This window comes from Pseudomonas sp. HC1(2025), from assembly GCF_058742075.1.
On the sequence record NZ_CP196017.1, the window covers coordinates 4,714,264 to 4,738,580 of the forward strand.

Below are 24,317 nucleotides of genomic sequence, written 5' to 3' on the forward strand. Positions count from 1 at the left end.
AACCTGTCTTATGAACAACTTGAGCCTGGCTGTTTCTTCCCTGCTGCTGTGGGCCGCCCTCCCTGCGACAGCAGCCTCGACCGTCGACCTGAGCGTCACGGGCCGGATCACGCCCACCGCCTGCACCCCACTGCTGTCCAGTGGCGGGCTGATCGACTACGGCAAGATTTCCCAGCAGGACCTGAACCTCGAACGCGGCACGCGCCTGCCAATCAAGCAACTGCAAGTCAGTATCGGCTGCAACGCCCCGAGTCGCTTTGCCTTGCGCATGCGCGACAATCGCGATGGCACGGCCACGGTCAACAGCGAGATTTACTACGGGCTGGGGCTGGACCACAGCGGCAATCGCATCGGCCTCTACTCCATGAGTTTCGACCCGCGCCACACCCTGGTGGACAGCACCGCAACGGTCTTTGGCACCGAGTCCACCACAGGCGGCCTGGCCTGGCGCACGGCCAACCTCAACCCCATCGATATCGGCGCCAACAGCTACTTGGGGTTCACCGACATTCAGGGCAGCACCGCCGGGCCGTCGGCGATCCATGAGCTGGTCAGCACGGTCAAGGTCGAAGCGGTGATCAATGCCCGGCAGAACCTGGACCTGAGCCGCGACACCCCGCTCGACGGCTCGGCGACTCTGGAAGTGCTGTACCTCTAGAGTTTTTCGCTGCTGACCTGCACATACAGCGCACGCCCGGCGCCGAGCCCGGCGGCGATTGCGCCAAGGCCGATCAGCGCGAAAATCCAGCCGATGGCAGTCCAGCCGCCGGTCCAGTCGTGTACCAGGCCGACCGCGAACGGGCCGAGGGAAGCCAGGGTGTAGCCGATGCCCTGGGCCATGCTCGACAGGTTGGCGGCCACGTGGGAGTCGCGCGAGCGCAGCACGATCAGGGTCAGCGCCAGGCTGAACGTGCCACCCTGGCCCAGGCCCAGCAGGATCGCCCAGCCCCACAAACCGTCCAGCGGTGCGTACAGGCACCCGAACAAACCGCCGAGGGTCAGCAGCATGACCACCACAATCGCCAGGCGCTGGTCCTTGCCACGGGTGGCTAACCAGGGGGCGGCCAGGGAACTGGCCAACTGCACGATGATCGAGCCGGACAGGGCCAACCCGGCTTCGGTGGCACTCAGGCCACGGCCGATGAGGATCGACGGCAACCAGCCGAACACGATGTAGGCCAGGGAGGATTGTAGGCCCATATACAAGGTCACCTGCCAGGCCAGCGGATCACGCAACAGCCCCTTGACCCGATAAGCCACCTGGTGCGCACCGTGCCTGTGCCCCACTTGCGGCAACCAGAACAGCGCCGCCACCAGTGCCGGCAGCATCCAGAAGCCCAGGCCGATGTTCCAGCTGTCGGCGAAATAGTGGCTCAACGGCACGCTGGCACCGGCCGCCAACGCCGCGCCCAGGCACAGGGCCATGGTGTAGACACCGGTCATGGCCCCGGCCTGCCTGGCAAAGTCACGCTTGACGATACCCGGCAACAACACCCCGATGATGCCGATACTGGCCCCGGCCAGCAGGCTGCCGGCGAACAGCCCGACCTCACCGAACGAGCTGCGCAGAATGATCCCGGCGGCCAGGGTCAATAAAATCCCCAGCACCACCCGTTCGGCGCCAAAACGGCGGGCCAGGATCGGCGCCATGGGCGCAAACAGGCCCAGGCACAGCACCGGCAAGGTAGTCAGCAGCCCGGCCTGGGCCGCCGACAGCCCCAGGCTGCTGGACACTTCGCTGAGCAACGGCGCCATGCTCGACAGCGCCGGACGCAGGTTCAACGCCACCAGGATCAGGCCCAGCAACAACAGCCACGGGCGATGCACCTGCACCGGGCTGTGCTGGACCACCGCATCATCGGCTTCGGCGTCGATCAGCAATTCTTCAAGGGCGTTATCTGCACGGGGCATGGCGTTCTCGGGTTCAAGGTTCATTGATCAACTGCCGGGACAGCGCCTTGGCACGCTCCGGGTCCTGCTGTTCCACGGCCTCGAGCAGTTCGACATGCAGGTCGAATACCGCCTGGCGGCGCGGCTTGATATTCAGGGTTTGGCGCAACTGGGCGCCGACAATGCTCGAAAAGTACTGGTACAGCTCACTCAGGGCCGGGTTGTGGGCCGCATCCACCAGGCGCTTGTGGAACACCAGGTCGCACTGGATGTAGTGCTCCAGGTCGCCGTGGTAGTGCTCGCCACTGGCCTGCAGCGCCTGGCGCAGCTGTAGCAAATCCTCCGGCGTACGGCGCAAGGCCGCCAGGCCAATGGCCTCGACTTCGAGAATCTGCCGCGTCTCCTGGGCCTGGACCAGGGTGCAATGAGACATGGCATTCATCACCCCCAACGGGTCGGTCATCGAGCGTAGGTAGCTGCCGTCCCCTTGGCGGATCTCGATCAACCCGGAAAACGCCAGCACGCGCATCGCCTCGCGCACGGTGTTGCGGCTGATGCCCAGCTCGGCAGACAGCTCCGGCTCGGTGGGCAGGCGTTCACCAATGGCCCACTTGCCCTGGGTGATGCGCTGGCGCAGTTGATCGAGGGCCAGATCGACCAGGGAGCGTTTGATAAGCGGGGCGATGTTTGGCATGGGCCTGGTGCTTTCGTCCAATCATAGGATGAATTTTCGTACAGCCTATTCGGAGTTGCCTACGGAAGCAACGCACTAGGATTTTCAGGCGGGCAAAAGAACCGAATTTTCGATTAGTAAAATTACCCTCTGAGGGTAATTATTGAACGCAGGTGTCTTATGGAAAAGTACACACCTCATTACGATTTGGCGGTGATAAAGGCGGATGTCAGGCGGCTTGGGAGGAACGCATTTACCAAGACAGCACAGCAATGTGCCTGGAACCTGCGCTTGAGCATCGAGGAAATACAGGAAGTGATCTATGCGTTGGAAAACTGGATGTTGTACAAGTCGATGACCACTTATGGAGACCATCGAGTCTGGCAGGACGTGTACCACACTCACTCAAAAGACCGGGAGATTTACATCAAGGTCACTTACCGCACAGACGGAAGGCCTCCGGTAATCTCCTTCAAGGAGAAAAATCCATGAAAAAAACCGAGCTGTGCTACATCTGTGGCGCCCCTGATGCCTTGAGCTATTTCGAGGGCCGCAGCGAAACCATCAGTGTCCACGGCATGGAGCGTCGGGTCGACAATCTTTCAGGCTGGGAATGCAAAGCCTGCGGCGACGGCTTTTGGGACCCCGAGACCGATAGTGCCGATCGCTATGGAGAAGCAGGTGACGAGTTAGTTCTGGCAGCTCGGAAAATGATCGGCACCGAGATGAAACGCATCCGTCGAAAACTTCACCTTACACAAAAGGAAGCGGTGCAATGGTTGTCCGGGGGCGGCCACAACGCGTTCTCTCGATATGAGCGCGGTGAGCTTATGGCGCCCAAACCCTTGGTGCTGTTGATGCGGTTGTTGGACCGTCACCCGCACTTGCTGGCGGAGGCAAAAGTCCTCGCCGAAGGTGCTGATTTGCACGCAGCCTTCACGTATGCCGTAAACAACGACGCTGAAGCACTCAAAGCTTCCTAGCTCGCAAAAAACAAACCCGGCGCCAGGCCGGGTTTGCTTTTGAACATCACATCGCAATCAATGCAAAATCTGACTCAAGAACAACTGGGTCCGCTCATTCTGCGGGTTGTCGAAGAAGTCATTGGGCGCCGCCTGTTCCACGATCTCGCCTTTGTCCATAAAGATCACGCGGTTGGCCACGGTGCGCGCAAAGCCCATTTCGTGGGTTACGCACAACATGGTCATGCCGTCCTCAGCCAAGCCGATCATGGTGTCCAGCACCTCCTTGACCATCTCCGGGTCGAGGGCCGAGGTTGGCTCGTCGAACAGCATGATTTTCGGCTTCATGCACAAGGCACGGGCAATGGCCACGCGCTGTTGCTGGCCGCCGGACAATTGCCCCGGAAATTTGTGGGCCTGCTCCGGGATGCGCACGCGCTCCAGGTAGTGCATGGCAATTTCCTCAGCCTTGCGCTTGGGCATCTTGCGCACCCACATCGGCGCCAGCGTGCAGTTCTGCAGGATGGTCAGGTGCGGGAACAGGTTGAAGTGCTGGAACACCATGCCCACTTCGCGGCGCACGCTTTCGATCTGCTTGAGGTCGTTGGTCAGCTCCACGCCATCGACCACGATGCGCCCCTGCTGGTGTTCTTCCAGGCGGTTGAGGCAGCGGATGGTGGTGGATTTGCCCGAGCCCGACGGGCCGCACAGCACGATACGCTCGCCCTGCTTGACGTTGAGGTTGATGTCTTTCAACACATGGAACTGGCCGTACCACTTGTTGACGCCCTGCATCTGGATAATGCCTTCAGGGCTCACAGGCTGTTTGATTGCTTCGCTCATCAAAAGAACTCCTAACGCTTGTGGCCAGTGTCGAGCTTGTGTTCCAAATGAATGGAATAGCGCGACATACCAAAACAGAAAATCCAGAACACCAGGGCCGCGAACACATAGCCCTCAGTGGCCATGCCCAGCCATTTCGGGTCGGAGGCGGCTTGCTTGACGCTGTTGAGCAGGTCGAACAGACCGATGATGATCACCAGGCTCGTGTCCTTGAACAGCGCGATAAAAGTGTTGACGATGCCGGGGATCACCAGCTTCAACGCTTGCGGCAGGATCACCAGGCCCATGCTGCGCCAGTAGCCCAGGCCCATCGCGGCGGCGGCTTCGTATTGCCCCTTGGGAATCGCCTGTAGGCCACCGCGCACCACTTCCGCCACGTAGGCCGACTGGAACAGGATTACACCGATCAACGCCCGCAGCAGCTTGTCGAAGTTCATGCCTTCTGGCAGGAACAGCGGCAGCATCACAGACGCCATGAACAGCACCGTGATCAACGGCACGCCGCGCCAGAACTCGATAAAGGTCACACAGATCACGCGAATCGCCGGCATCTTGGAGCGCCGCCCCAACGCCAGCACGATGCCCAGCGGCAAGGCGCCAGCGATACCGACGGTGGCGATCACCAGGGTCAGCATCAGCCCGCCCCATTGGCTGGTCGCGACGTTGGCCAGGCCAAGGATTCCGCCGTGCAGCAGGAAGAAGGCGATGATCGGGTACACCACCAGAAAGCCCAGGCCGTAGATCGCCTTGGGTTTAAAACGCGAGATGAACAACGGCGCCACGCCGACGATGGCCAACCACACGGTCAGGTCCACGCGCCAGCGCAGGTCGCCGGGGTAATAGCCGTACATGAATTGCCCGAAGCGCTGCTGGACAAACACCCAGCAAGCACCCTCCTTTGTGCAATCGGCCCGGGTAGTGCCGACCCAGTTCGCGTCGAGGATCGCCCACTGCACAATCGGCGGCACCACCAAGTAGACCAGGTAGATCGCCAGCAACGTCAGCAGGGTGTTGAACCCACTGGAGAACAGGTTGGCGCGCATCCATGCCATCGGCCCGAACACTTTGTTCGGTGGTGGCATGTCAGGTTTGAAAGTATGGGAAGTCATGCTGGTTTCCTCACCGCTCGATCAGCGCAATGCGCTTGTTGTACCAGTTCATCAGCAGGGAAATGCTGATGCTGATCGCCAGGTACACGCTCATGGTGATGGCAATGACCTCGATGGCCTGGCCGGTCTGGTTGAGCACCGTGCCGGCAAACAGCGACACCATCTCCGGGTAGCCGATGCCGGCGGCCAGGGATGAGTTTTTCGCCAGGTTCAGGTATTGGCTGGTCAAAGGCGGAATGATCACCCGCAGGGCTTGCGGGATAATGACCTTGCGCAGCGTAGGCCCCGGGCGCAGGCCCAGGGAGCGCGCAGCTTCGGTCTGGCCGTGGCTCACCGACTCAATGCCCGAGCGCACGATTTCGGCGATAAACGCGGCGGTGTAGACGGTCAGCGCCAAGGTCAGCGCCAGCAGTTCGGGGATCAATACCCAGCCGCCGACAAAGTTGAAACCCGCAAGCCTGGGTATTTCCCAGTGCAGCGGCACACCGAAGATCAAGGTGCACAACGTCGGAATCACGATGAACAGCGCCAGGCCCGCCCAGATTTTATGGAACGGTACGCCGGTGGCTTCAAAGCGCTTGTTGGCCCAACGCGCCATCAGCACGACTGCCACGATGGCCACCACCACACTGGCCACAAACGGCCAAAAACCGTCGGCCGCCAGCGCCGCCGGCATATTCAGGCCCCGGGCGCTCATAAAGAAGGTGTCGCCCAGGTTATGGCTGTTGCGCGGCAACGGCATGGTCAGGAACACCGCGAAATACCAGAACAGGATCTGCAACAACGGCGGAATGTTGCGGAACACTTCCACATACACGGTCGCCAGTTTGTTGATCATCCAGTTCGGTGACAGCCGCGCCACCCCAATGACGAACCCGAGCAGCGTCGCCAGGACCACACCGATCACGGTCACCAGCAAGGTGTTGAGCAGGCCGATCACAAAGACCCGGGCATAACTGTCCGATTCGGTGTAGTCGATCAAATGCTGAGCGATGCCAAACCCGGCACTGCGCTCCAGGAAGTCGAAACCGGAGGTAATGCCCCGGTGCTGAAGATTGGTTTGCGTGTTGTTAAACAGGTACCAGCCCAACGAGACCACCGCCACGATGGTGATGATCTGGAACAGCCACCCACGCACTTTTGGATCACTGAAGCTGAGCTTCTGTTTTGGTGCGCCGATTTGAGTTTGCATTAAGTGCCCCTGGAATAATGGAACAGAACATCACCCGGCGGTTGGCCCACCGGGTGATAGAACCATCAGCTATCAGCGCACTGGTGGTGCGTATTGAATGCCACCGTTGTTCCACAGCGCGTTCAGGCCACGGTCGATTTCCAGTGGGGTGCTCTTGCCCAGGTTGCGTTCGAACACTTCGCCGTAGTTGCCGACCTGCTTGACGATCTGTACCACCCAGTCCTTCTTCACTTTCAGGTCTTTTCCGTACTCCCCGTCAGCCCCCAGCAGACGCGCAACGTCCGGGTTCTTGGTGGACTTGGCTTGGTCCTCGACGTTTTTCGAGGTGACGCCGGCTTCTTCAGCATTGAGCATGGCGTAGCCTACCCAACGCACGATGGCCAGCCACTCGTCGTCGCCGTTGCGCACGACCGGGCCCAGGGGCTCCTTGGAAATGGTTTCCGGCAATACCACGTAGTCTTTCGGCGCGGCCAGCTTGCTGCGCTGGGCGAACAGTTGCGACTTGTCGGAGGTCAGCACGTCGCAGCGCCCGGACTCCAGGGACTTGGCGCTTTCGTCGGAGGTATCGAAGGTGATCGGGGTGTACTTGAGGTTATTGCCACGGAAGTAGTCGGAAACGTTCAGCTCAGTGGTAGTACCGGCCTGGATGCAGATGGTCGCACCGTCCAGTTCCTTGGCACTTTTTACCCCCAGCTTGCTGTTGACCAAAAAGCCGATGCCGTCGTAGTAGGTGATGAACCCTGGGAATTTCAGGCCCATGCCCGCATCACGGGAGCTGGTCATGGTGGTGTTGCGCGAGAGGATGTCGACTTCGCCAGACTGCAGCGCGGTGAAACGCTCCTTGGCATTCAACTGGCTGAATTTGACCTTGGTCGCGTCACCGAACACGGCAGCGGCCACGGCGCGGCAGTAGTCAGCGTCGATCCCGAGGATCTTGCCGCTGGCATCCGGCACCGAGAACCCCGGTAAACCATCACTGACGCCACATTGCACAAAACCTTTCTTCTGTACCGCATCCAGGGTGGCACCGGCCTGGGCCAGGCCACTGATGCCCAGGACGGTCGCCGCGGTCACGATGGCCAGGGTAGACTTCAATACCTTCATTCAAACCTCCAATTGCTCTTGTTGTGTCGGAGCTCCAACCTCTGCGCACCCTTATGAGGCGATATCGACCCGTGTTGGCTTTTTTTTGGGTCAAGCGACAGAGACTTTCGCTGTAATTGCAGCGGCTATCCCAGAGGCGGCAGTCACTGATAGTGTTACCGTCCTCAGATAGTTCTGACATCGACCTACACATAGCAAGCGGCGTACCAGAGTGTCTGCTGAGCCGTTTCAGCCCAGGATCAATCGCAAAACAGTCAGCCATGCGACATCTTGTTAACTGAGCCACCGTCCACGCACCGCCCCGACGCCCCCCATCGGCGCGCACGCACATTTTTGGAGCAAACATGACCGAACCCTTGATTCTTCAGCCCGCCAAGCCCGCAGACGCCTGCGTAATCTGGTTGCATGGCCTGGGTGCCGATCGCTACGACTTCCTACCAGTGGCCGAAGCGTTGCAGGAAACCTTGCTGTCCACGCGCTTTGTATTGCCCCAGGCGCCGACCCGTGCGGTGACCATCAATGGTGGCTACGAGATGCCAAGCTGGTACGACATATTGGCCATGAGTCCGGCACGGGCCATCAGCCGCGAACAGCTGGATGAGTCGGCAGACATGGTCATCGATTTGATCGAACAACAAAAAGCCAGCGGGATAGACGCCTCGCGAATTTTCCTTGCCGGCTTTTCCCAGGGTGGCGCCGTGGTCCTGCACGCCGCGTTTGTGAAATGGCAGGGTGCCTTGGGTGGCGTGCTTGCCCTCTCCACTTATGCGCCGACTTTCAGCGATGAGCTGGAACTGTCCGCCAGCCAGCAGCGAATTCCAGCCCTGTGCCTGCATGGCCAGTACGATGAGGTGGTGCAGAACGCCATGGGCCGCAGCGCCTACGAGCATTTAAAGCTGCGTGGTGTCACCGTGACATGGCAGGAATACCCAATGGGTCACGAGGTGTTACCCGAAGAAATCCGCGACATCGGCACCTGGTTGTCCGGCCGCCTGGGCTCAAAGCCCGCCATTATGTAGCCGCATGACCAACGCACTACGCCGCGCCCGATTCTTGCATTACACTGGCCGGCGTACATTCCTTAACCAATTGATGAGATGACCGTGCTCAAAGCACTCAAGAAGATGTTCGGTAAAAGCGAGGCTGAACCACTCGCCCCTGTTCCCAGCGCCCCTGTCCAAACGTCCGGCAGCCGCAATGATGGTAAACAGCCTGGCCGAACCGCGCCTGTTGCCTCGCCAAAACCGCCGCCCGCCACGCCTGCTGTCCCGGCCCCTGTCGCCGCCCAGCCCGCAGAAGAACCGCCGCGCGCAGAAAAACCGCGCCGCGAACGCGCGCCAAAACCTGTGGTAAAGCCGTGGAAGCTGGAAGACTTCGTGGTCGAGCCCCAAGAGGGCAAGACTCGCTTTCATGACTTCAAGCTGGCTCCGGAACTGATGCACGCCATCCAGGACCTGGGGTTTCCGTATTGCACACCGATCCAGGCCCAGGTCCTGGGCTTTACCCTGGCCGGCAAAGACGCCATCGGCCGCGCCCAGACCGGCACCGGCAAGACCGCTGCGTTCCTGATCTCGATCATTACCCAGTTGCTGCAGACCCCACCGCCCAAAGAGCGCTACATGGGTGAGCCACGGGCGCTGATCATCGCCCCGACCCGCGAACTGGTGGTGCAGATCGCCAAGGACGCCGCCGACCTGACCAAGTACACCGGGCTCAACGTCATGACGTTCGTCGGTGGCATGGACTTCGACAAACAGCTCAAGCACCTGGAAGCGCGGCACTGCGACATCCTGGTCGCCACTCCGGGCCGTTTGCTGGACTTCAACCAGCGCGGCGACGTGCACCTGGACATGGTCGAAGTGATGGTGCTGGACGAAGCCGACCGGATGCTCGACATGGGTTTTATCCCACAAGTGCGTCAGATCATTCGCCAGACCCCACCGAAAAACGAGCGCCAGACCCTGCTGTTCTCCGCGACCTTCACCGAAGACGTGATGAACCTTGCCAAGCAATGGACCACCGACCCGTCCATCGTCGAGATCGAGGCACTGAACGTTGCCAGCGAGAACGTCGAGCAGCATATCTATGCCGTGGCCGGTGCCGACAAATACAAGCTGCTCTACAACCTGGTCAACGACAACGGCTGGGAGCGGGTCATGGTGTTTGCCAACCGCAAGGACGAAGTCCGGCGCATCGAAGAACGCCTGGTACGCGATGGCGTCAACGCCGCGCAGTTGTCGGGCGATGTGCCGCAGCACAAGCGCATCAAGACCCTGGAAGGCTTTCGCGAGGGCAAGATCCGCGTGCTGGTGGCCACTGATGTGGCGGGCCGCGGGATTCATATCGATGGCATCAGCCACGTGATCAACTTCACCCTGCCGGAAGTGCCGGACGACTACGTACACCGCATCGGCCGTACCGGCCGGGCGGGCGCTGCGGGTGTATCGATCAGCTTTGCCGGGGAAGACGATTCGTATCAATTGCCGTCGATTGAAACCCTGCTGGGCCGCAAGATCAGCTGCGAGACGCCGCCGACGCACTTGCTGCGCCCCGTAGAGCGTAAACGCCCTTAAGCTGGACTGCGGTAAACCATGTGGGAGCGGGCTTGCTCGCGAATGCAGTGGATCAGTCAATATATCCAGAGACTGACACACCGCATTCGCGAGCAAGCCCGCTCCCACATTGGCTTTCAGCGCTTTTATATTCAAGGAGGAACCCATGAACCAGGCCGACTACCTCATCATCGGCGGCGGCATCGCCGGTGCCAGCGCCGGTTACTGGCTGTCTCGACACGCCCGCGTCATCGTGCTGGAGCGTGAGTCCATGCCGGGCTATCACGCAACCGGCCGCTCCGCCGCCCTGTACATCGCGGCCTACGGCACGCCGCAAGTGCGCGCCCTGACCCTGGGCAGCCGCGACTTCTTCGATCACCCGCCCGCAGGTTTCAGCGAACACCCCTTGCTCACGCCCCGTGGCGAACTGCTGGTGGACCTGGCGGGCGATCCTGACGAGTTGCAGCGCCAATACCTGAGCGCCAAGGCGCTGGTGCCCGAGACGCGGCTGCTGAGTGCCGAGCAGGCGCTGCGTATGCTGCCGATCCTGCGCGCGGAAAAAGTCCACGGCGCGATCTACGACCCGACGGTCTGCGATATCGACACCGATGCGCTGTACCAGGGCTACTTGCGTGGCATTCGGCGCAATGGCGGGCAAATCCACACCGACAACGAGGTGCAGAAACTGGCCCGTGACGATCAAGGCCAGTGGCAAGTGCGCACCGCGCAACAGCGCTTCAGTGCCCCCGTAATCATCAACGCCGCCGGGGCCTGGGCCGACCAAGTCGCGGAACTGGCCGGCGCCGAAAAAATCGGCCTGCAACCCAAGCGCCGCAGTGCCTTTATCTTCGCCCCGCCGGCAGACGTGAATATCCATGCCTGGCCGGAGCTGGCCGCCCTCGACGGCTCGTTCTACATGAAGCCCGACGCCGGCATGTTCCTCGGCTCCCCGGCCAATGCCGACCCGGTCGAGCCCCACGACGTGCAGCCCGAAGAACTGGACATCGCCACGGGGATTTATCACATCGAACAGGCCACCACCCTGAGCATCCGCCGCCCCACGCGCACCTGGGCCGGGCTGCGCAGTTTTGTCAGCGATGGCGACCTGGTGTGTGGCTTTGATCCGCAGGTAGAGGGCTTGTTCTGGGTCGCGGCCCAGGGTGGCTACGGCATCCAGACCTCACCGGCGATGGGCCAGGCCAGCGCGGCGCTGGTGCGTGGGCTGGCGTTACCCGAAGCGTTGGTGGGAGCGGGGTTGACCGAGGCGATGTTGTCGCCCCGGCGTCTGGGTTAATGCGGCGTTTGCCAAGACTACCCTCGATACAATTCCCCCAGGATGGGCTGGCGAATGCGCGAGGCTTCCTCTCTGAATGACTGGTAGAAGCCGGCGCTGCTGCCGGGCATATCGACCACTCGACTGGCAGTGGGTTGTGACTGGGGTTGGGCTGGAGCAGGGCCGCCGCCTTCCGGTCGAGGTGTGGCCGGTGAGCCGACTCTCGCTTGAATCGAGCGCCCCAGATTGGTAAATCTCAATACAGCCCGTGTAGCCCCAAAAAGCTGGCTGTATGGGGTGATGCCCCATTTATCGGTGAATTTGTAAGATAAGCCCAACATGCGTTTGCCCCCCGCGATTAACCCCAAGGCGGCGGGACTTTCCAGCAGTTTTCCGGTTCCGGCCGCCTTTGAGGCCGCAGAGGTGTAGGTCATGTGCCACGAGGTATAAGCCCCCCCAATACCCACTACCAACGAGGCAATTGAAAACCCGAGGGAGGCCCACCCCAGCCTACGGATGATGTGCGAACGGTCCCACCCCATGGCTTTATCGACCTCGGCAGTAGCCAGCCCCGCGACACTCAACGTCCCGCCGACAACACCGAGCCCCGCTCCGACGGTGATCGCTGCCTTGGAGGCGATAACCCACCCTGTGGCGGCAGCGGCGGCAGCGGCAATCGTAGCGCCAGCCGCAGTCGCAGTGGCTGCCGCGCCCGCAAAAACCCCCGCAACGACCGGCGCCCCCACAGCGGTCATCGCCACTGTTGCCGCAGCTAACCCCGCAGCAACTGACGTTGCCGAAGCTGCAGCAGCTGATACCGTGGCCGCAAGACCGACAGCCCCAAACCCAAGCGTTACCACCGACAACGCCAGTGCTACCCCGGTCAATACCCACTTCACCCAGCCAGGCCACATCCCACTAGGATCGCGCATGTTGATCGGGTTGCCGGCACAGTAGGCATAGCAATTGATCCCCCCCTCATCAAATGGGCCCAACAGATCAGGCTGCAAGAACATCCTCAGGCTAGGACTGTAGGCCCGCAGACCATTACCGAGGAAATACAGGTTGGTCGGCACATCCAGACGCTCGCCATTGAACGCCGGCAGTTGCAGGTCGGCCATGCTGCGGACCTTGCCATCATCCAGGGGGATATATGCATCACCATAGGGCGTATAGTGCCGGCGGACATGGGGCTGACCGGGAGTTGACAGGCCGCGCACACTACCGCTGGCATCGTTCATATGCAGTTGTGGGCCGTCCACGCCACCACTGCGCGCCATCACCTCATCCCCACCGTCAGCGAAACGGATCTTTTTACTGCCTTCAACCAGCAGATCCAGACGCCTACCGGCGTATGCCAGCATCACGGGCGGTTCAGCGCCCCGGGATGCATGCACCTGGCGCGCCTCGGCATCGTACTTATAGCTGTAGTTGAGAGGGCCGGCCTTCACCGCCGTCAGTTGTTCAAAGCCATTGTACGTATAGGCGTGGCCCTCTGGGCTCGCCTGCAAATTGCCCGCTGCATCATATGTCAGGGTGACATCCTGCACCGGGCGGGTATGGGTCAGGCGGGTCAACTGCGTGGGGTCGGTACCGGTAAAATAACGTTGGCAGGTGTCTTGTGTGCCATCGGCAAATGCAGTGACGACCCGCGTGATGTTATTGAGGCTGTCGAAGGTGTAATCCTCCCCGACAATGCCCCGGCCCAGGTGATCCTTGGGATGTTCAGGCCCCTCACAGCGATAGGTCTTGAGCCGCAGGTAGGCGTCGTAGGTGAAGGTCTCGCCAATGACCACCTGTGAACTCGCATTGCGAAGAAACCGAGTCGCCAACATACCGTTGACGTAATACGTACTGGCCAACACCTGGAACAATGCACCGTTTTGCTCAAAGCGGCGCTCAGCTTCCCGACCCAGCGAGTCGTAGGTCACGCGTGTGAGAATCTTCGTGCTTTCATAGGTGGTGGTCAGGTTCTGCGGCCGGCCCAGGGTGTCGTAAGTCTGTTCGATCACCAGGGGGCCGGTGGTCATCTTGGAAAATCGCCCGAGGGTATCGTATGCAAGCGCACTGCGCTGGCCATCGGCTGAGGTCTGATGCAGCAGGCGCCCTGCGGGGGAGTAGCCATACTGGGAAGTCAGCGACGTACCGCTGGCGGTTTGAATGTCCTTCTCGGGATGGCCGATGGCATCCTGGAAAAGCTCATGGATCAGGCCATTGGCCTCCGAACGCGTCAATGCTCCGCCCACCGGATCATACCGGTAGGTGCTCACCGGCAGTCCTGTCATCTCAATCCGAGTCGGCACATCGAGTTGCTTGTCATAGGTCATGACCTGGCGCCCGCCACGGGGGGAAACCATGGCAATAGGTTCAAACCAACCGGCCTCGTATTCCCAGGTCGTAGCCTGTCCCGTCCCACGCACCTGGCTGGTCATCCGGCCCAGGCTGTCGTAAGTACGGGCCCCCAACCGCTTGCCGTCGACGGTGATGGCACTGGCCAACTCACTGCTGGTTCCTGGGACGTAGTCAGTTTTACTCAGCCGCTGCGGAGTACCGTCGACCGGTTTCTGCAGGGTCGTCACCAGCCGGTCAAACCCGTCGTAAGTCAACTCAGTGAGGGTTTTATTGATATCCAATACCGTCAGGCATCGCCCCAGGCCATCGTAGGTGTACGACTCCACTTCAACTTTATTGTTGCTGGCATCCAGGCGCTCGACCTTGATCGGCTGGTTGTAGGCATTGAAATAGGTGATACGGCGTTCCCCGCCCACAACGCCCTCTTCCGTGAGATTGAGCAGCGGGTCGTACTCATTGATCACTACGCGGCCATCGGCGTGGGTGACACGGCTCGCGTTGCCCCAGCGGTTGTAGGTGTGGGTGCTTTTCAACAAGCGTTGCCCTTCGGTCACGTAATCCATATCGACCACTTCGACGGTTTGCCCGAGCGCGTCATAACGCCAGGTACAAGTGGGTCGCTCCTGATTCGAGCCGATCACCTGTGCTTCGGCCACCTGGCGGCCAGCACCATCATAGTAAGTAATGGCCTTGATCCATTGAGCATCCGTGGTGATCAAATGGGCACGCGTCACCCCCTGCGCAAAATGGTAGGCGTATTGCCGCGTGGCTTTTTGCGGTGTGCCGGGAGCAACCGTTTCCACCGTCAACCGGCCACTGACGTCGTAAGCCAGTTCCAGAGTGCTTTCGCCGTCTCGCGTCATCGACAACAGGCGTCGATTGACCAGCGAAAGCGTGCGCTTGGCCTCGAGCCATTGCCCCTCGCGCCCCTTCAGCCGCCGGGTTTCGAGCACATTATCGCCTTGAATCACGTAACTGAACTCACTGGTCAGCGCCTGCCCGCCGACCGTACTGGTGGCGCTCTTCAACCGGCCAGCCAGCTCGACAGGGGTTTGGTAATAAGTCTGCTGCATGGCCAGCACACCAGCCTGGTTGATGGATTGCTGCAGCACAAAATAGCTACTGCCCGTCTGCGGGACACGTGTATGGGTATATTCCGTGAGCCGCGCGGCAGGCGGGCCTCCTACGGGCACGAATCGCTCTTCTTTGAGGTAGCGCTGGAACAAACCGTGGGGGTCGGCAGGGCACTTGCCGCTTTCTCCCGCAATCGGGTAATAGCTGTATTCGGTACGGATACCGGAAGGCTCAGTGCGACTGAGTTCGTTGCCGTAGTCGTCAGTTTCTATCTGCTGGATCTCTTCCCTCGGGGTACCACCAGCCACTAGCTCATAGCGTTTGGTGATGGTTTTGGCAAGGTGGAGATTGGCTGGCTGGGCGGGAAACAGGCCGGGGACCGTGTTGTACGTGATGCTCATTTGGGTCCGCGCGCCCTCGCGCGTAACCCGTTCTTCGGTCAACAGGTGAAACTTGTTATAGGTGGTGCGGCTGACGCTCAGCACCGCATTATTAGCACTGCGGCTGGTCTCTTCGGTCCAGTAGTCATAAGCGCTGCCTACCAAGTACAGGTTGTCTTCGCCTTCGCGAAAACCGCCGGAGAACGGGTAACCGGTAAAATTCTTGCCCTGACTGTAGGCATAGGTCCGGATCATGTCCGGCTGACTGGCCCCTGGTGTCTGCACCCAACGGACGACCCGTGGAATGTATTGGTTGTTGGCATATTGGTGCCCGTTCTCCTCATAACTAATCAGTTCCTCCCCACCCATCGGCGAATAAACTCGCTTAATAGGGACCAGGCCGTTGCGAAACTCCGGCCAGTATTCAAACGCATAAGCCGCAGCGCCGGGCGGCTCACTACGATCATAGGGGGCCGTCACTCTCGTCAAAAGATTATTGATCTGTGTAAATTGAATGCGGGCATAACGCCCTCCTTCGACCCGAGCATCTACGTACGACAAACGCCCGGTGGAGTAGGTCAGAATAAGTAGATCTTCTTGCTTATGGTTGAGGATCCGCTCCAAAAAACCTGTAGTGCCGTACCGGAAAGTCAAGCGCTCGCCATTCTCGAACAATATAGCGTCTATCCGGTACGGCACAGTACTGCTTGTGCGACGTAAAACTTCTACAGATCCATCTTTGTAAATTACATGCAGCGTATTGGTATCCGGTCGTTTGACGACTAGATCTTTTAACTTGTAATCCTTGAATATCATCGTGCCGCCTACCGAAGGCAGACCACTGGTTTGATATCTTCCGCCATTGAGCAATGGTAAAATTCAGACTGACCAAATCAAATGAAGTATTACTGAGCTGCCATCCGATACCGTAAGGGCTATTAATGGAATTAAGCATAGAAAACGACAGCATAATATCCCGACTCACCTCTTGTGGGCCTTCAGGATACAAAGTGGCCAAACGAATTTGCCCACCATACTGCCCCGTGCGCGGATCAACTGAACCGTTGAGATACGAACTGAAATTAAAAGCATTAGAATAGACATTCATTTTTAACTCCTCAACTGTACAGACAACCAGCAAAATAGTTAAATCCAAACGCACACTACATACCCGAACTCGCCATCAGAAATCGCACACTCATGCATCTCTCAGTTCTAAACTACGCCCACTGTCCGCCTTCTCTATAAAAAATCTATGCTCACATCCAAAATTATCCCAGACACGCAATGTACTTTTTGTATCACCTTCAACAATTGGATTTGTTGTCCAAATTTTCACTACACGAAAAATAGTAGACACAACATTGTATTCAATATAAGGATTACGAAAGTTTGCATTTTTCTGAACATCATGAGTCCGCAGCTTCAAGCCTGGCACATCTTTTTGCAAGACAACACCGGCCTTACAATACCGATATCCATCTCTGTTGATTCTTTGCGAAAATGACGTTTGAAAGTAATCACCCTCATCATTGACTTGCAAAGGGTTGTCAAGTCCCATCGTGGAGACAATCCTCAGTCCCGCCGGTGGATTATAATAAAAAACATCTGCGTCACTATTAGCATCATGCTGCGCATCAAAATCATGATAAACTGTCAAATCGCGCACGCTTAGACGGTATGGTCTAATCGGAAGAATATCAATTGAACTACCACCTGGAGTAGATATCGGATTAGTTGTATAAACAACCCCATCTATTATGATTCTGGCCATGAATTTTTGAGTTTCGATCGGAGTGGTCGAGTCGAAACGCATATACCGATCAATTATTTCTGAAAACGGTACCGAACCATTATCATCCGGGCCTATGTTGCGTTGCTCATCTTCCATGATGCCATCTCTCACCCAGCGTCCCGTGTCAAACATGTTTTTTTCAACATCACAAGACCATCCAGGCGGCAATACTTCGTGTACATTTGTTGAGTAACGTGTAATCGTCACACTAGCACGCTGCTCTGCAGTCAGTGGAACAGGACCTGCACCCTCGCGCTCCAATAGCACCTCGACCTGGACCTTGCACTGATGACGACCGTTGCTATAAAGAGCATCCGTCCAAGTTTGATTATTAGGAAGCTTTATCTTGAAATAGGTCAAGTTTAGGTTTGGCCCCTTATCTTTTATACGCAAGCCTTCATAGTTAGCACCGGCCGACTCCAATACAAACTGATGTAAGTTTCCAAAATTATCTATCAAACTCCATGTGCTATTCGAGTCGTGCGTAACATCAACTTTCAAAGCAAGAGATCGTGCCGTTATTGCCCTCATGATGGTCGGCCGCATATCAGTCCGCACATAATGGTTGTAAACCGGAACACCGTAAGGCTTGAATATATCCGACCGCATAACGGGAGAGTTCTCCTTATTAACAACTACACCCCCCTTATGGGGAGTGTTATTGCCCTGTTTTGCATAAGCGTAACCAGTCTGAAAATGGTCACCCTCGTAGTCCATATCCAACGGCCGATCAAGACCTTCTTGCGCAACGAACACCACCCCAGCAGGAGGAGTCCAATAATACACCGTCGCATAGAACGTTGTATCCGAAACTGCTGCATGTTTATACTCAACCAAATCTTTCACAGAGAGTCTAAATGGAACCACTGGCTGGAGGGTAACCGACGAATCAAAACCGCTATCTTCCGCCAACGACTTGGTTTTATAAACCTGACCGTTCAAAACCATACATGCTACAAGTCTGACTGACTCCATAGAGCCTTGCGAACTGAAACGCAAGTAACGAGAAACCCTCTGAACCAGGGGACCCGGATTATAATCAGTTGGTTTCAGTTCTACTTTTTTATCACCTTCCCAAAGCCCTTCACTGTAAATATTTTTTCTCTCATCACAACTCCAACCACTAGGTAAAAATCCTCCATCTTCTGAAAAAAACGAAACAACTCTGATACTTTCAATTTCTTCATCAGTTAATTCAGTACGCTCCCATACCCCAATTCTATTTGGGCACTCTTTTATTACTTCAACAACAACCTCACATTGATGGCGCCCGTTGGCATAAAGATTATCCGTAAAGTTCGAGCCATCCGGGCATGTAACCCTGAAATGGGAAAGCCTGGACAGTTTATTTTCCTCAGTCATTTTTTTCTCCCTGAAACTTTCATCTTCGATGAAGTACAATCGGAGGCATAACTACTTAATACAGCCTGGTTATCTCTAAAGGAAAACCCAATGCCCGTTAGTGTAATTAAGTATTAAAGGAGAATGACGAACAACTGTCAGAATTGACAGTTGTGCAGAACCTTTTGGCCTAAACCAAAGGTTTTATAGGTCAAATAGAGCTAGTAGTGGGTGCTGCTCGCCACTACCAGCGATCCGCCGCCGCATGATCACTGTCGCGCCCCTCCACCCAGCGCGGCCCCTCACTGGTGTTTTCCTTCTTCCAGAACGGCGCGCGGGTCTTGAGGTAGTCCATCACAAACGCACAGGCATCAAACGCCGCCTGGCGATGGGCACTGGCAGCCGCCACGAACACGATGGGCTCGCCAGGCTCCAGGGCGCCGATGCGGTGCAGCACTTCCAGCTTGAGCAGCGGCCAGCGCTGCTCAGCCTCGACAGCGATCTTGGCCAGGGCCTTTTCGGTCATGCCGGGGTAGTGTTCGAGGAACATCCCCGCCACATCGAGGCCGTCGTTGAAATCGCGTACATAGCCGACAAAGCTCACCACTGCGCCCACGCCTACATTGGCGGCGTGCATGGCGTTGACTTCGGCGCCGGGGTCAAAGGGTTGGGCTTGCACACGAATGGCCATGGTCAGCCTCCGGTCACGGGCGGGAAGAAGGCCACTTCATCGCCGGCCTGCAAAGGCTCGTCGAGGGCGCACAGTTCCTGGTTGCGCGCGCACATCAGGCTGGCCTCATTGAGCACCTCGAAGCCAGGATCTGCGGCCAGTGCCTGGCGCACGGCATCGACGGTGGCGAAGTCGCCTTCGACCTCCAGGGAGTCCAGGCCTACCGCCTCGCTGTAGCGTGCAAAAAACAGTACGTGGATGCTCATGCCTGGTCCGCCTTGAAATGCCCGCTCTTGCCGCCAAGCTTTTCCAGCAGGCGGATGTTCTCGATGGTCATGCCACGGTCCACCGCCTTGCACATGTCGTAGATGGTCAGTGCGGCGACACTGGCGGCCGTCAGCGCTTCCATTTCCACGCCGGTCTGCCCGGACAGTTTGCAGCGGGCGATGATGTGTACGGTATTTTCCCCTTCGGCGGCCAGCTCAACCTTGACGCCCGTCAACATCAGCGGATGGCACAGGGGGATCAGGTCGCTGGTTTTCTTCGCCGCCTGGATCCCGGCGATGCGGGCCACGGCGAACACATCGCCCTTGGGGTGGGCGCCGTCGACGATCATTTGCAGGGTCTGGGGCAGCATGCGCACCCGCGCTTCGGCCACGGCTTCACGGAACGTCACGGTTTTGTCGGTGACGTCGACCATATGGGCACGGCCCTGGGAATCGAGATGAGTCAGCACGGGGATACTCCTGATCAGAAGCCCCCGATTGTAAACCCAACGCAGATCAAAAGGTGGGAGCTGGCTTACCTGCGATAGGAGCGCGTCAGTCAACTTATCATCGACTGACCCACCGCTATCGCGGGCAACCCCGCTCCCACACTGGGCGGTTACAGGTGGGATTCGGCGTATTCGGCCAGAATCGAGCGAGGGACGCCCTGCAAGGCGATGTGCACGCCGTTCGGGAAATCCTTGAAGCGTTCCGTCAGGTAGGTCAGCCCGGAGCTGGTCGCGGACAGGTAAGGGGTGTCGATCTGCGCCAGGTTGCCCAGGCACACCACTTTGGAACCGGCGCCGGCACGGGTGATGATGGTTTTCATCTGGTGCGGGGTGAGGTTCTGGCATTCATCGATCAAAATCAGGCTCTGCTGGAAGCTGCGACCTCGAATGTAGTTGAGGGATTTGAACTGCAACGGCACTTTGCTGAGGATGTAGTCGACACTGCCATGGGTGTTTTCGTCATCCATGTGCAAGGCTTCGAGGTTGTCGGTGATCGCCCCCAGCCACGGTTCCATTTTTTCCGCTTCGGTGCCGGGCAAAAAGCCGATCTCCTGGTCCAGGCCCTGCACACTGCGAGTGGCGATGATGCGGCGATAACGCTTGGTGACCATGGTCTGCTCGATGGCCGCCGCCAGGGCGAGGATGGTCTTGCCCGAACCCGCCGCGCCGGTCAGGTTGACCAGGTGGATGTCCGGGTCGAGCAACGCGTACAGCGCCAGGCTCTGGTAGATATCACGCGGTTTCAGGCCCCAGGCTTCCTGGTGCAACAGGGGTTCCTGATGCAGGTCGAGGATCAGCAGCTTGTCGACCTGGATCTCTTTGATCCAGCCTACAAAACCCTGTTCGTCGATGATGAATTCATTGATATGCACCGCCGGCAAGTTGTCGGTCAGCTGTACCTGGTGCCAGGTGCGGCCATGGTCCTGGCGGGTCTCGACCTTGCTGACGCGGTCCCAGAACGAGCCGGTCATGGTGTGATAACCACGGGACAGCATCGATACGTCGTCGACCAGTTGGTCGGTACTGTAGTCCTCGGCGGCGATCCCACACGCTCGTGCCTTGAGGCGCATATTGATGTCTTTGGTCACCAGCACCAGGCGCAGGTCCTTGTCACGTGCGTGCAGGTCGATCAGTTGGTTGATGATCTTGTTGTCGTTGAGGTTTTCCGGCAGCAGGCTGTTGGGTTCGCTGCGCTTGCTCATCAGGATCGACAGCAAGCCCTTGGGCCCGCTCTTGCCACGCTGGATCGGTACGCCGACTTCCACATCCTCGGGCGAGGCTTCGCCCAGGGTCTTGTCGATCAGGCGGATCGCCTGGCGACATTCGGCGGCAACGCTGTGGTGCCCGCTTTTGAGTTTGTCGAGTTCCTCGAGCACGATCATTGGGATGGCGACGTGGTGTTCTTCGAAATTGAGCAACGCGTTTGGATCGTGGATCAATACATTGGTATCAAGCACATAAAGGATTGGCTGGTCGGAAGAAGGGTTACGTCCATGATCATCCATACTCGGTCACCTTTGTGGGAGCCAGTCGACGCAATACCACAACAGTGCTGCGCCTCGATTCGACCGCCGAACACACCGCAAAGGGAGTCTGGGAAGACGCCACCTGTGGTGCAGGTTTCGGCGATCTGCCTTCGTAATACCGCAAAACCCATGACAGGAAAAAGCACTTTGACGCTTTTTTGAAGTTTATTTTTCAGGATGACGAATAGCACTGGCGGGCCGCCACACACACCGCTAAAGTCGGAAGTCCGCCTGCATCGAAATGTCGCAGCAAATCACCCCGAAACGCCATCATCCCCAACAGGGCCGGGCCTTTGCGCTTTTCAGCGAAACGCCTCCCGACAGTCCTGCCAGCCCAGCCCACTTTGCGCCGTTGCCTGGAGCAACAGCGGCAATGCGACCCGCGCCTTGTCCTGGGTGTCGTGGAACACAATCACCCCTTTGCGCCACAACAGCATCAGCGTCAGCACCCGCTGGGCCGACTCGTCGGCCTTGAGCTGGCCGGGCTCGTCCTGGGAGTCGATATCCCATAGCGCCACTTGCAGGCCCTGGCCCTGGAAGAAGCCCTGGCTGTCAGCCCGCCGCTGGCCGTAGGGCGGGCGAAACAGCGGCACGTAGTTTTCCGGCAACAGGTGCTGGGTCAGTGATGCCGTGCGGGTGATCGAGCTCTGCCAGTCGACCCAATGGCTATGGGAGCGGTACTGCCAGCCCTGGATGCCCACGCACTGGCCCTGGTACAACGCCTGCATATCGGCGGGCGAGGTCTTTTCCAGGCGGGTTTGCAGGCTATTGCCGAGGGCAAAAAAGGTCGCGGTCATTTTTTGCTTGCGCAGGTAGTCGGCCAGCCAGTCGGTATTACCGCTGATCGGTGACGGGCCGCCATCGAAGGTCAGTAAAAACAGGCGGTCATTGAGTTCATCACCGTTGCGCTCGAAATCGCCAAAACGTGCGACTTCGCTGCTGATCTGTGGAAACAGGGCGGCCTTGCGCAACAGCTCGTCCAGGTAGCGCTGGTGAAACGCGCGGCTGGGGCCGGCCCAGCCTATATAGAAGGACTGCTCGCCCACCGCGAACTTGCCGGCCTGCTCGCGCAGGTCGTCCATGTTGTCCACCAGGTAGCAGAACGAGGCGTCCTGCTCGCAGCTTTGCTGGGCAAATCCGTAGTTTTCCAGCAACCGTTGCCAGAGGTGGCGACGCAGGTCGTCGATGGCCCCCTGGTTGATGATCTTCAGCCCCAGGCGCTGCTTGAGGGCCGGCTCATCCAGGGCCTCGCTGGCCAACAGCGCGTTGGCGAACATGAGGATTTCGGCGCGTGACGCCACATCGAACAGCGCCGGGCTGCTGAGTTTTTCCGGCCAGGTGCCGCGGTCCAGGCTCGCGACATCCACACTGGCCGCCTGGGCACCCAGGCAGGTCAGCCAGGCGCACAACAAAAGCGCAATTCGCACAACGGGTCTCCCCCTCCAGAGTCGTCGGCCACTATAGCCGATCGCAATCCTCCCACAGGGATAACCGTATGGCAGCTATTGCCGTGATAGGTGGAGTCGAAGGCCCCAACCCCCTAGAATCCCCCGACGATTACAGGAGACGACTTCATGCTGATGGTGATTTCCCCAGCCAAAACCCTCGATTTCGAGAGCCCGCCTGCGACCCAGCGCTTTACCCAGCCGCAATACCTGGACCACTCCCAAGCGTTGATCGAGCAGCTGCGCGAGCTGAGCCCGGCGCAGATCAGTGAACTGATGCATGTTTCCGACAAGATCGGCGGCCTCAACGCCGCGCGTTTCGGCAGTTGGACCCCCGCCTTCACCCCGGCCAATGCCAAGCAGGCGCTGCTGGCCTTCAAGGGCGACGTCTATACCGGCCTCAACGCCCAGACTTTCAACGACGCCGACTTCGCCTACGCCCAGGATCACCTGCGCATGCTCTCGGGCCTGTACGGCCTGCTGCGCCCGCTGGACCTGATGATGCCGTACCGCCTGGAGATGGGCACCAAGCTGGCCAATGCCCGTGGCAAGGACCTGTACGCCTTCTGGGGCACACGCATCAGCGAATGGCTCAACGAAGCCCTGGCCGAGCAAGGCGATGACGTGCTGTTGAACCTGGCCTCCAACGAATACTTCTCGGCGGTCAAGCGCCCGGCCCTCAACGCGCGGATCATCAACACCGAGTTCAAGGACCTGAAGAACGGCCAGTACAAGATCATCAGCTTCTACGCCAAGAAAGCCCGGGGCATGATGAGCCGCTTCGTCATCGAAGAACGCATCAACGACCCGGCGCAGCTCAAGCAGTTCGATGTACAGGGCTATCGCTTCAGTGGCGAACAGTCCAAGCCGGACAACCTGGTGTTTTTGCGCGACCACGCACCGCAATAGGTCACCAATACAGCGCAAATCCAATGTGGGAGCTGGCTTGCCAGCTCCCACATTTTTATCTGCATTTCCCCAATGAAATCGTCATTATTTTGGCGTCAATAATTTTTCTTCAGATTTCCTAACGTTTCTTTCACTCGACATTCGTCAGTTTTTTTCGTAGTGGCACCACTTTTTTAAAACAGTAGTGGCATAAAACTATATCCCCGCGCCAACTCCCTATAACCACTAGCCCAATCCGCAAGTGCTATCAATATAGTACCAGTGCCATCTTTCCTAATATTTCAAGAAATTTCGAGAAACAGGATGAGCGGCCCGGAACTATGTCTTCCAGGGCCGCTCATACCACCGGTAACGATTATCTCTGTTCTTGTGCGATATGACTTACACAGCGACCAAAAGAAGTAGTGAAGTTGTCACATACAACTATGACTCTTCGGTCTAATTACCAACTG

The 24,317-nt window shown here is 58.3% G+C and carries 20 protein-coding genes; 7 read left to right on the forward strand and 13 right to left on the reverse strand.

Annotated features, from left to right (window positions below):
• The first annotated feature begins 10 nt into the window (after window positions 1-10).
• Complete coding sequence (locus ACSSVH_RS21080; protein ID WP_492633684.1) at window positions 11-658, forward strand: DUF1120 domain-containing protein; 648 nt, start codon at window positions 11-13, stop codon at window positions 656-658.
• Here ACSSVH_RS21080 and ACSSVH_RS21085 read toward each other — a convergent pair.
• Window positions 655-1,935, reverse strand: a complete 1,281-nt coding sequence (locus tag ACSSVH_RS21085; RefSeq protein ID WP_172312059.1) for a CynX/NimT family MFS transporter — start codon at window positions 1,933-1,935, stop codon at window positions 655-657. The genes ACSSVH_RS21080 and ACSSVH_RS21085 overlap by 4 nt on opposite strands.
• Complete coding sequence (locus ACSSVH_RS21090) at window positions 1,925-2,584, reverse strand: FadR/GntR family transcriptional regulator (protein WP_432754585.1); 660 nt, start codon at window positions 2,582-2,584, stop codon at window positions 1,925-1,927. Before ACSSVH_RS21090 ends, ACSSVH_RS21085 begins: the two co-directional genes overlap by 11 nt.
• A 159-nt stretch (window positions 2,585-2,743) precedes the next feature.
• Between ACSSVH_RS21090 and ACSSVH_RS21095 the strand changes: the two genes are divergently transcribed.
• Together ACSSVH_RS21095 and ACSSVH_RS21100 are read left to right on the forward strand one after the other, a co-directional pair.
• Window positions 2,744-3,055 (forward strand): type II toxin-antitoxin system MqsR family toxin, encoded by a 312-nt coding sequence (locus ACSSVH_RS21095; RefSeq protein WP_492633685.1) that lies wholly within the window; start codon window positions 2,744-2,746, stop codon window positions 3,053-3,055.
• Window positions 3,052-3,546: a type II toxin-antitoxin system MqsA family antitoxin gene (locus ACSSVH_RS21100; protein WP_492633686.1), complete on the forward strand. Its 495-nt coding sequence runs from the start codon at window positions 3,052-3,054 to the stop codon at window positions 3,544-3,546. Before ACSSVH_RS21095 ends, ACSSVH_RS21100 begins: the two co-directional genes overlap by 4 nt.
• 57 nt (window positions 3,547-3,603) lie before the next feature.
• Here the strand turns inward: ACSSVH_RS21100 and ACSSVH_RS21105 are convergent, their stop codons facing one another.
• From ACSSVH_RS21105 to ACSSVH_RS21120, 4 genes are all read right to left on the reverse strand, one after another.
• Window positions 3,604-4,368, reverse strand: a complete 765-nt coding sequence (locus ACSSVH_RS21105; protein WP_169954530.1) for an amino acid ABC transporter ATP-binding protein — start codon at window positions 4,366-4,368, stop codon at window positions 3,604-3,606.
• A gap of 11 nt (window positions 4,369-4,379) precedes the next feature.
• Window positions 4,380-5,477, reverse strand: a complete 1,098-nt coding sequence (locus ACSSVH_RS21110) for an amino acid ABC transporter permease (RefSeq protein ID WP_170041786.1) — start codon at window positions 5,475-5,477, stop codon at window positions 4,380-4,382.
• Window positions 5,478-5,487: 10 nt separating this feature from the next.
• A complete protein-coding gene (locus ACSSVH_RS21115) occupies window positions 5,488-6,669 on the reverse strand; it encodes an amino acid ABC transporter permease (protein WP_492633687.1) in 1,182 nt (393 codons plus the stop codon).
• A 72-nt stretch (window positions 6,670-6,741) separates the two neighbouring features.
• Window positions 6,742-7,773 (reverse strand): amino acid ABC transporter substrate-binding protein, encoded by a 1,032-nt coding sequence (locus ACSSVH_RS21120; RefSeq protein WP_169954533.1) that lies wholly within the window; start codon window positions 7,771-7,773, stop codon window positions 6,742-6,744.
• Between the two features lie 344 nt (window positions 7,774-8,117).
• Between ACSSVH_RS21120 and ACSSVH_RS21125 the strand changes: the two genes are divergently transcribed.
• From ACSSVH_RS21125 to ACSSVH_RS21135, 3 genes are all read left to right on the forward strand, one after another.
• Window positions 8,118-8,792: an alpha/beta hydrolase gene (locus ACSSVH_RS21125; protein ID WP_169954534.1), complete on the forward strand. Its 675-nt coding sequence runs from the start codon at window positions 8,118-8,120 to the stop codon at window positions 8,790-8,792.
• 78 nt (window positions 8,793-8,870) lie between these two features.
• Window positions 8,871-10,346 (forward strand): ATP-dependent RNA helicase RhlB, encoded by a 1,476-nt coding sequence (rhlB, locus tag ACSSVH_RS21130; protein ID WP_169954535.1) that lies wholly within the window; start codon window positions 8,871-8,873, stop codon window positions 10,344-10,346.
• 145 nt (window positions 10,347-10,491) lie between these two features.
• Window positions 10,492-11,619 carry an NAD(P)/FAD-dependent oxidoreductase gene (locus ACSSVH_RS21135; protein WP_432754591.1) on the forward strand — a complete coding sequence of 376 codons (1,128 nt, stop codon included), beginning with the start codon at window positions 10,492-10,494 and terminating at the stop codon, window positions 11,617-11,619.
• A gap of 17 nt (window positions 11,620-11,636) precedes the next feature.
• Here the strand turns inward: ACSSVH_RS21135 and ACSSVH_RS21140 are convergent, their stop codons facing one another.
• The 7 genes from ACSSVH_RS21140 to ACSSVH_RS21170 form a co-directional block, all read right to left on the reverse strand.
• Window positions 11,637-16,220 carry an RHS repeat domain-containing protein gene (locus tag ACSSVH_RS21140; RefSeq protein ID WP_492633688.1) on the reverse strand — a complete coding sequence of 1,528 codons (4,584 nt, stop codon included), beginning with the start codon at window positions 16,218-16,220 and terminating at the stop codon, window positions 11,637-11,639.
• A gap of 382 nt (window positions 16,221-16,602) precedes the next feature.
• Complete coding sequence (locus ACSSVH_RS21145) at window positions 16,603-18,561, reverse strand: hypothetical protein (RefSeq protein WP_170056772.1); 1,959 nt, start codon at window positions 18,559-18,561, stop codon at window positions 16,603-16,605.
• A gap of 223 nt (window positions 18,562-18,784) precedes the next feature.
• Window positions 18,785-19,231, reverse strand: coding sequence for a molybdopterin synthase catalytic subunit MoaE (gene moaE / locus ACSSVH_RS21150; RefSeq protein ID WP_169954539.1), 447 nt, complete (start codon window positions 19,229-19,231; stop codon window positions 18,785-18,787).
• A gap of 2 nt (window positions 19,232-19,233) precedes the next feature.
• Window positions 19,234-19,476 (reverse strand): molybdopterin converting factor subunit 1, encoded by a 243-nt coding sequence (gene moaD, locus ACSSVH_RS21155; protein WP_169954540.1) that lies wholly within the window; start codon window positions 19,474-19,476, stop codon window positions 19,234-19,236.
• Window positions 19,473-19,946: a cyclic pyranopterin monophosphate synthase MoaC gene (moaC, locus tag ACSSVH_RS21160; RefSeq protein WP_057438233.1), complete on the reverse strand. Its 474-nt coding sequence runs from the start codon at window positions 19,944-19,946 to the stop codon at window positions 19,473-19,475. The genes moaD and moaC overlap by 4 nt, the downstream gene beginning before the upstream one ends.
• A 149-nt stretch (window positions 19,947-20,095) precedes the next feature.
• Window positions 20,096-21,490, reverse strand: coding sequence for a PhoH family protein (locus tag ACSSVH_RS21165; RefSeq protein ID WP_169954541.1), 1,395 nt, complete (start codon window positions 21,488-21,490; stop codon window positions 20,096-20,098).
• 323 nt (window positions 21,491-21,813) lie between these two features.
• Window positions 21,814-22,938, reverse strand: coding sequence for a polysaccharide deacetylase family protein (locus ACSSVH_RS21170; RefSeq protein ID WP_492633689.1), 1,125 nt, complete (start codon window positions 22,936-22,938; stop codon window positions 21,814-21,816).
• A 147-nt stretch (window positions 22,939-23,085) separates the two neighbouring features.
• Here ACSSVH_RS21170 and yaaA point away from each other — a divergent pair, with 147 nt between their 5' ends.
• The gene (yaaA, locus tag ACSSVH_RS21175; protein ID WP_492633690.1) at window positions 23,086-23,865 is read left to right on the forward strand and encodes a peroxide stress protein YaaA; all 780 of its coding nucleotides are present in this window, start codon (window positions 23,086-23,088) and stop codon (window positions 23,863-23,865) included.
• Window positions 23,866-24,317: the final 452 nt, after the last annotated feature.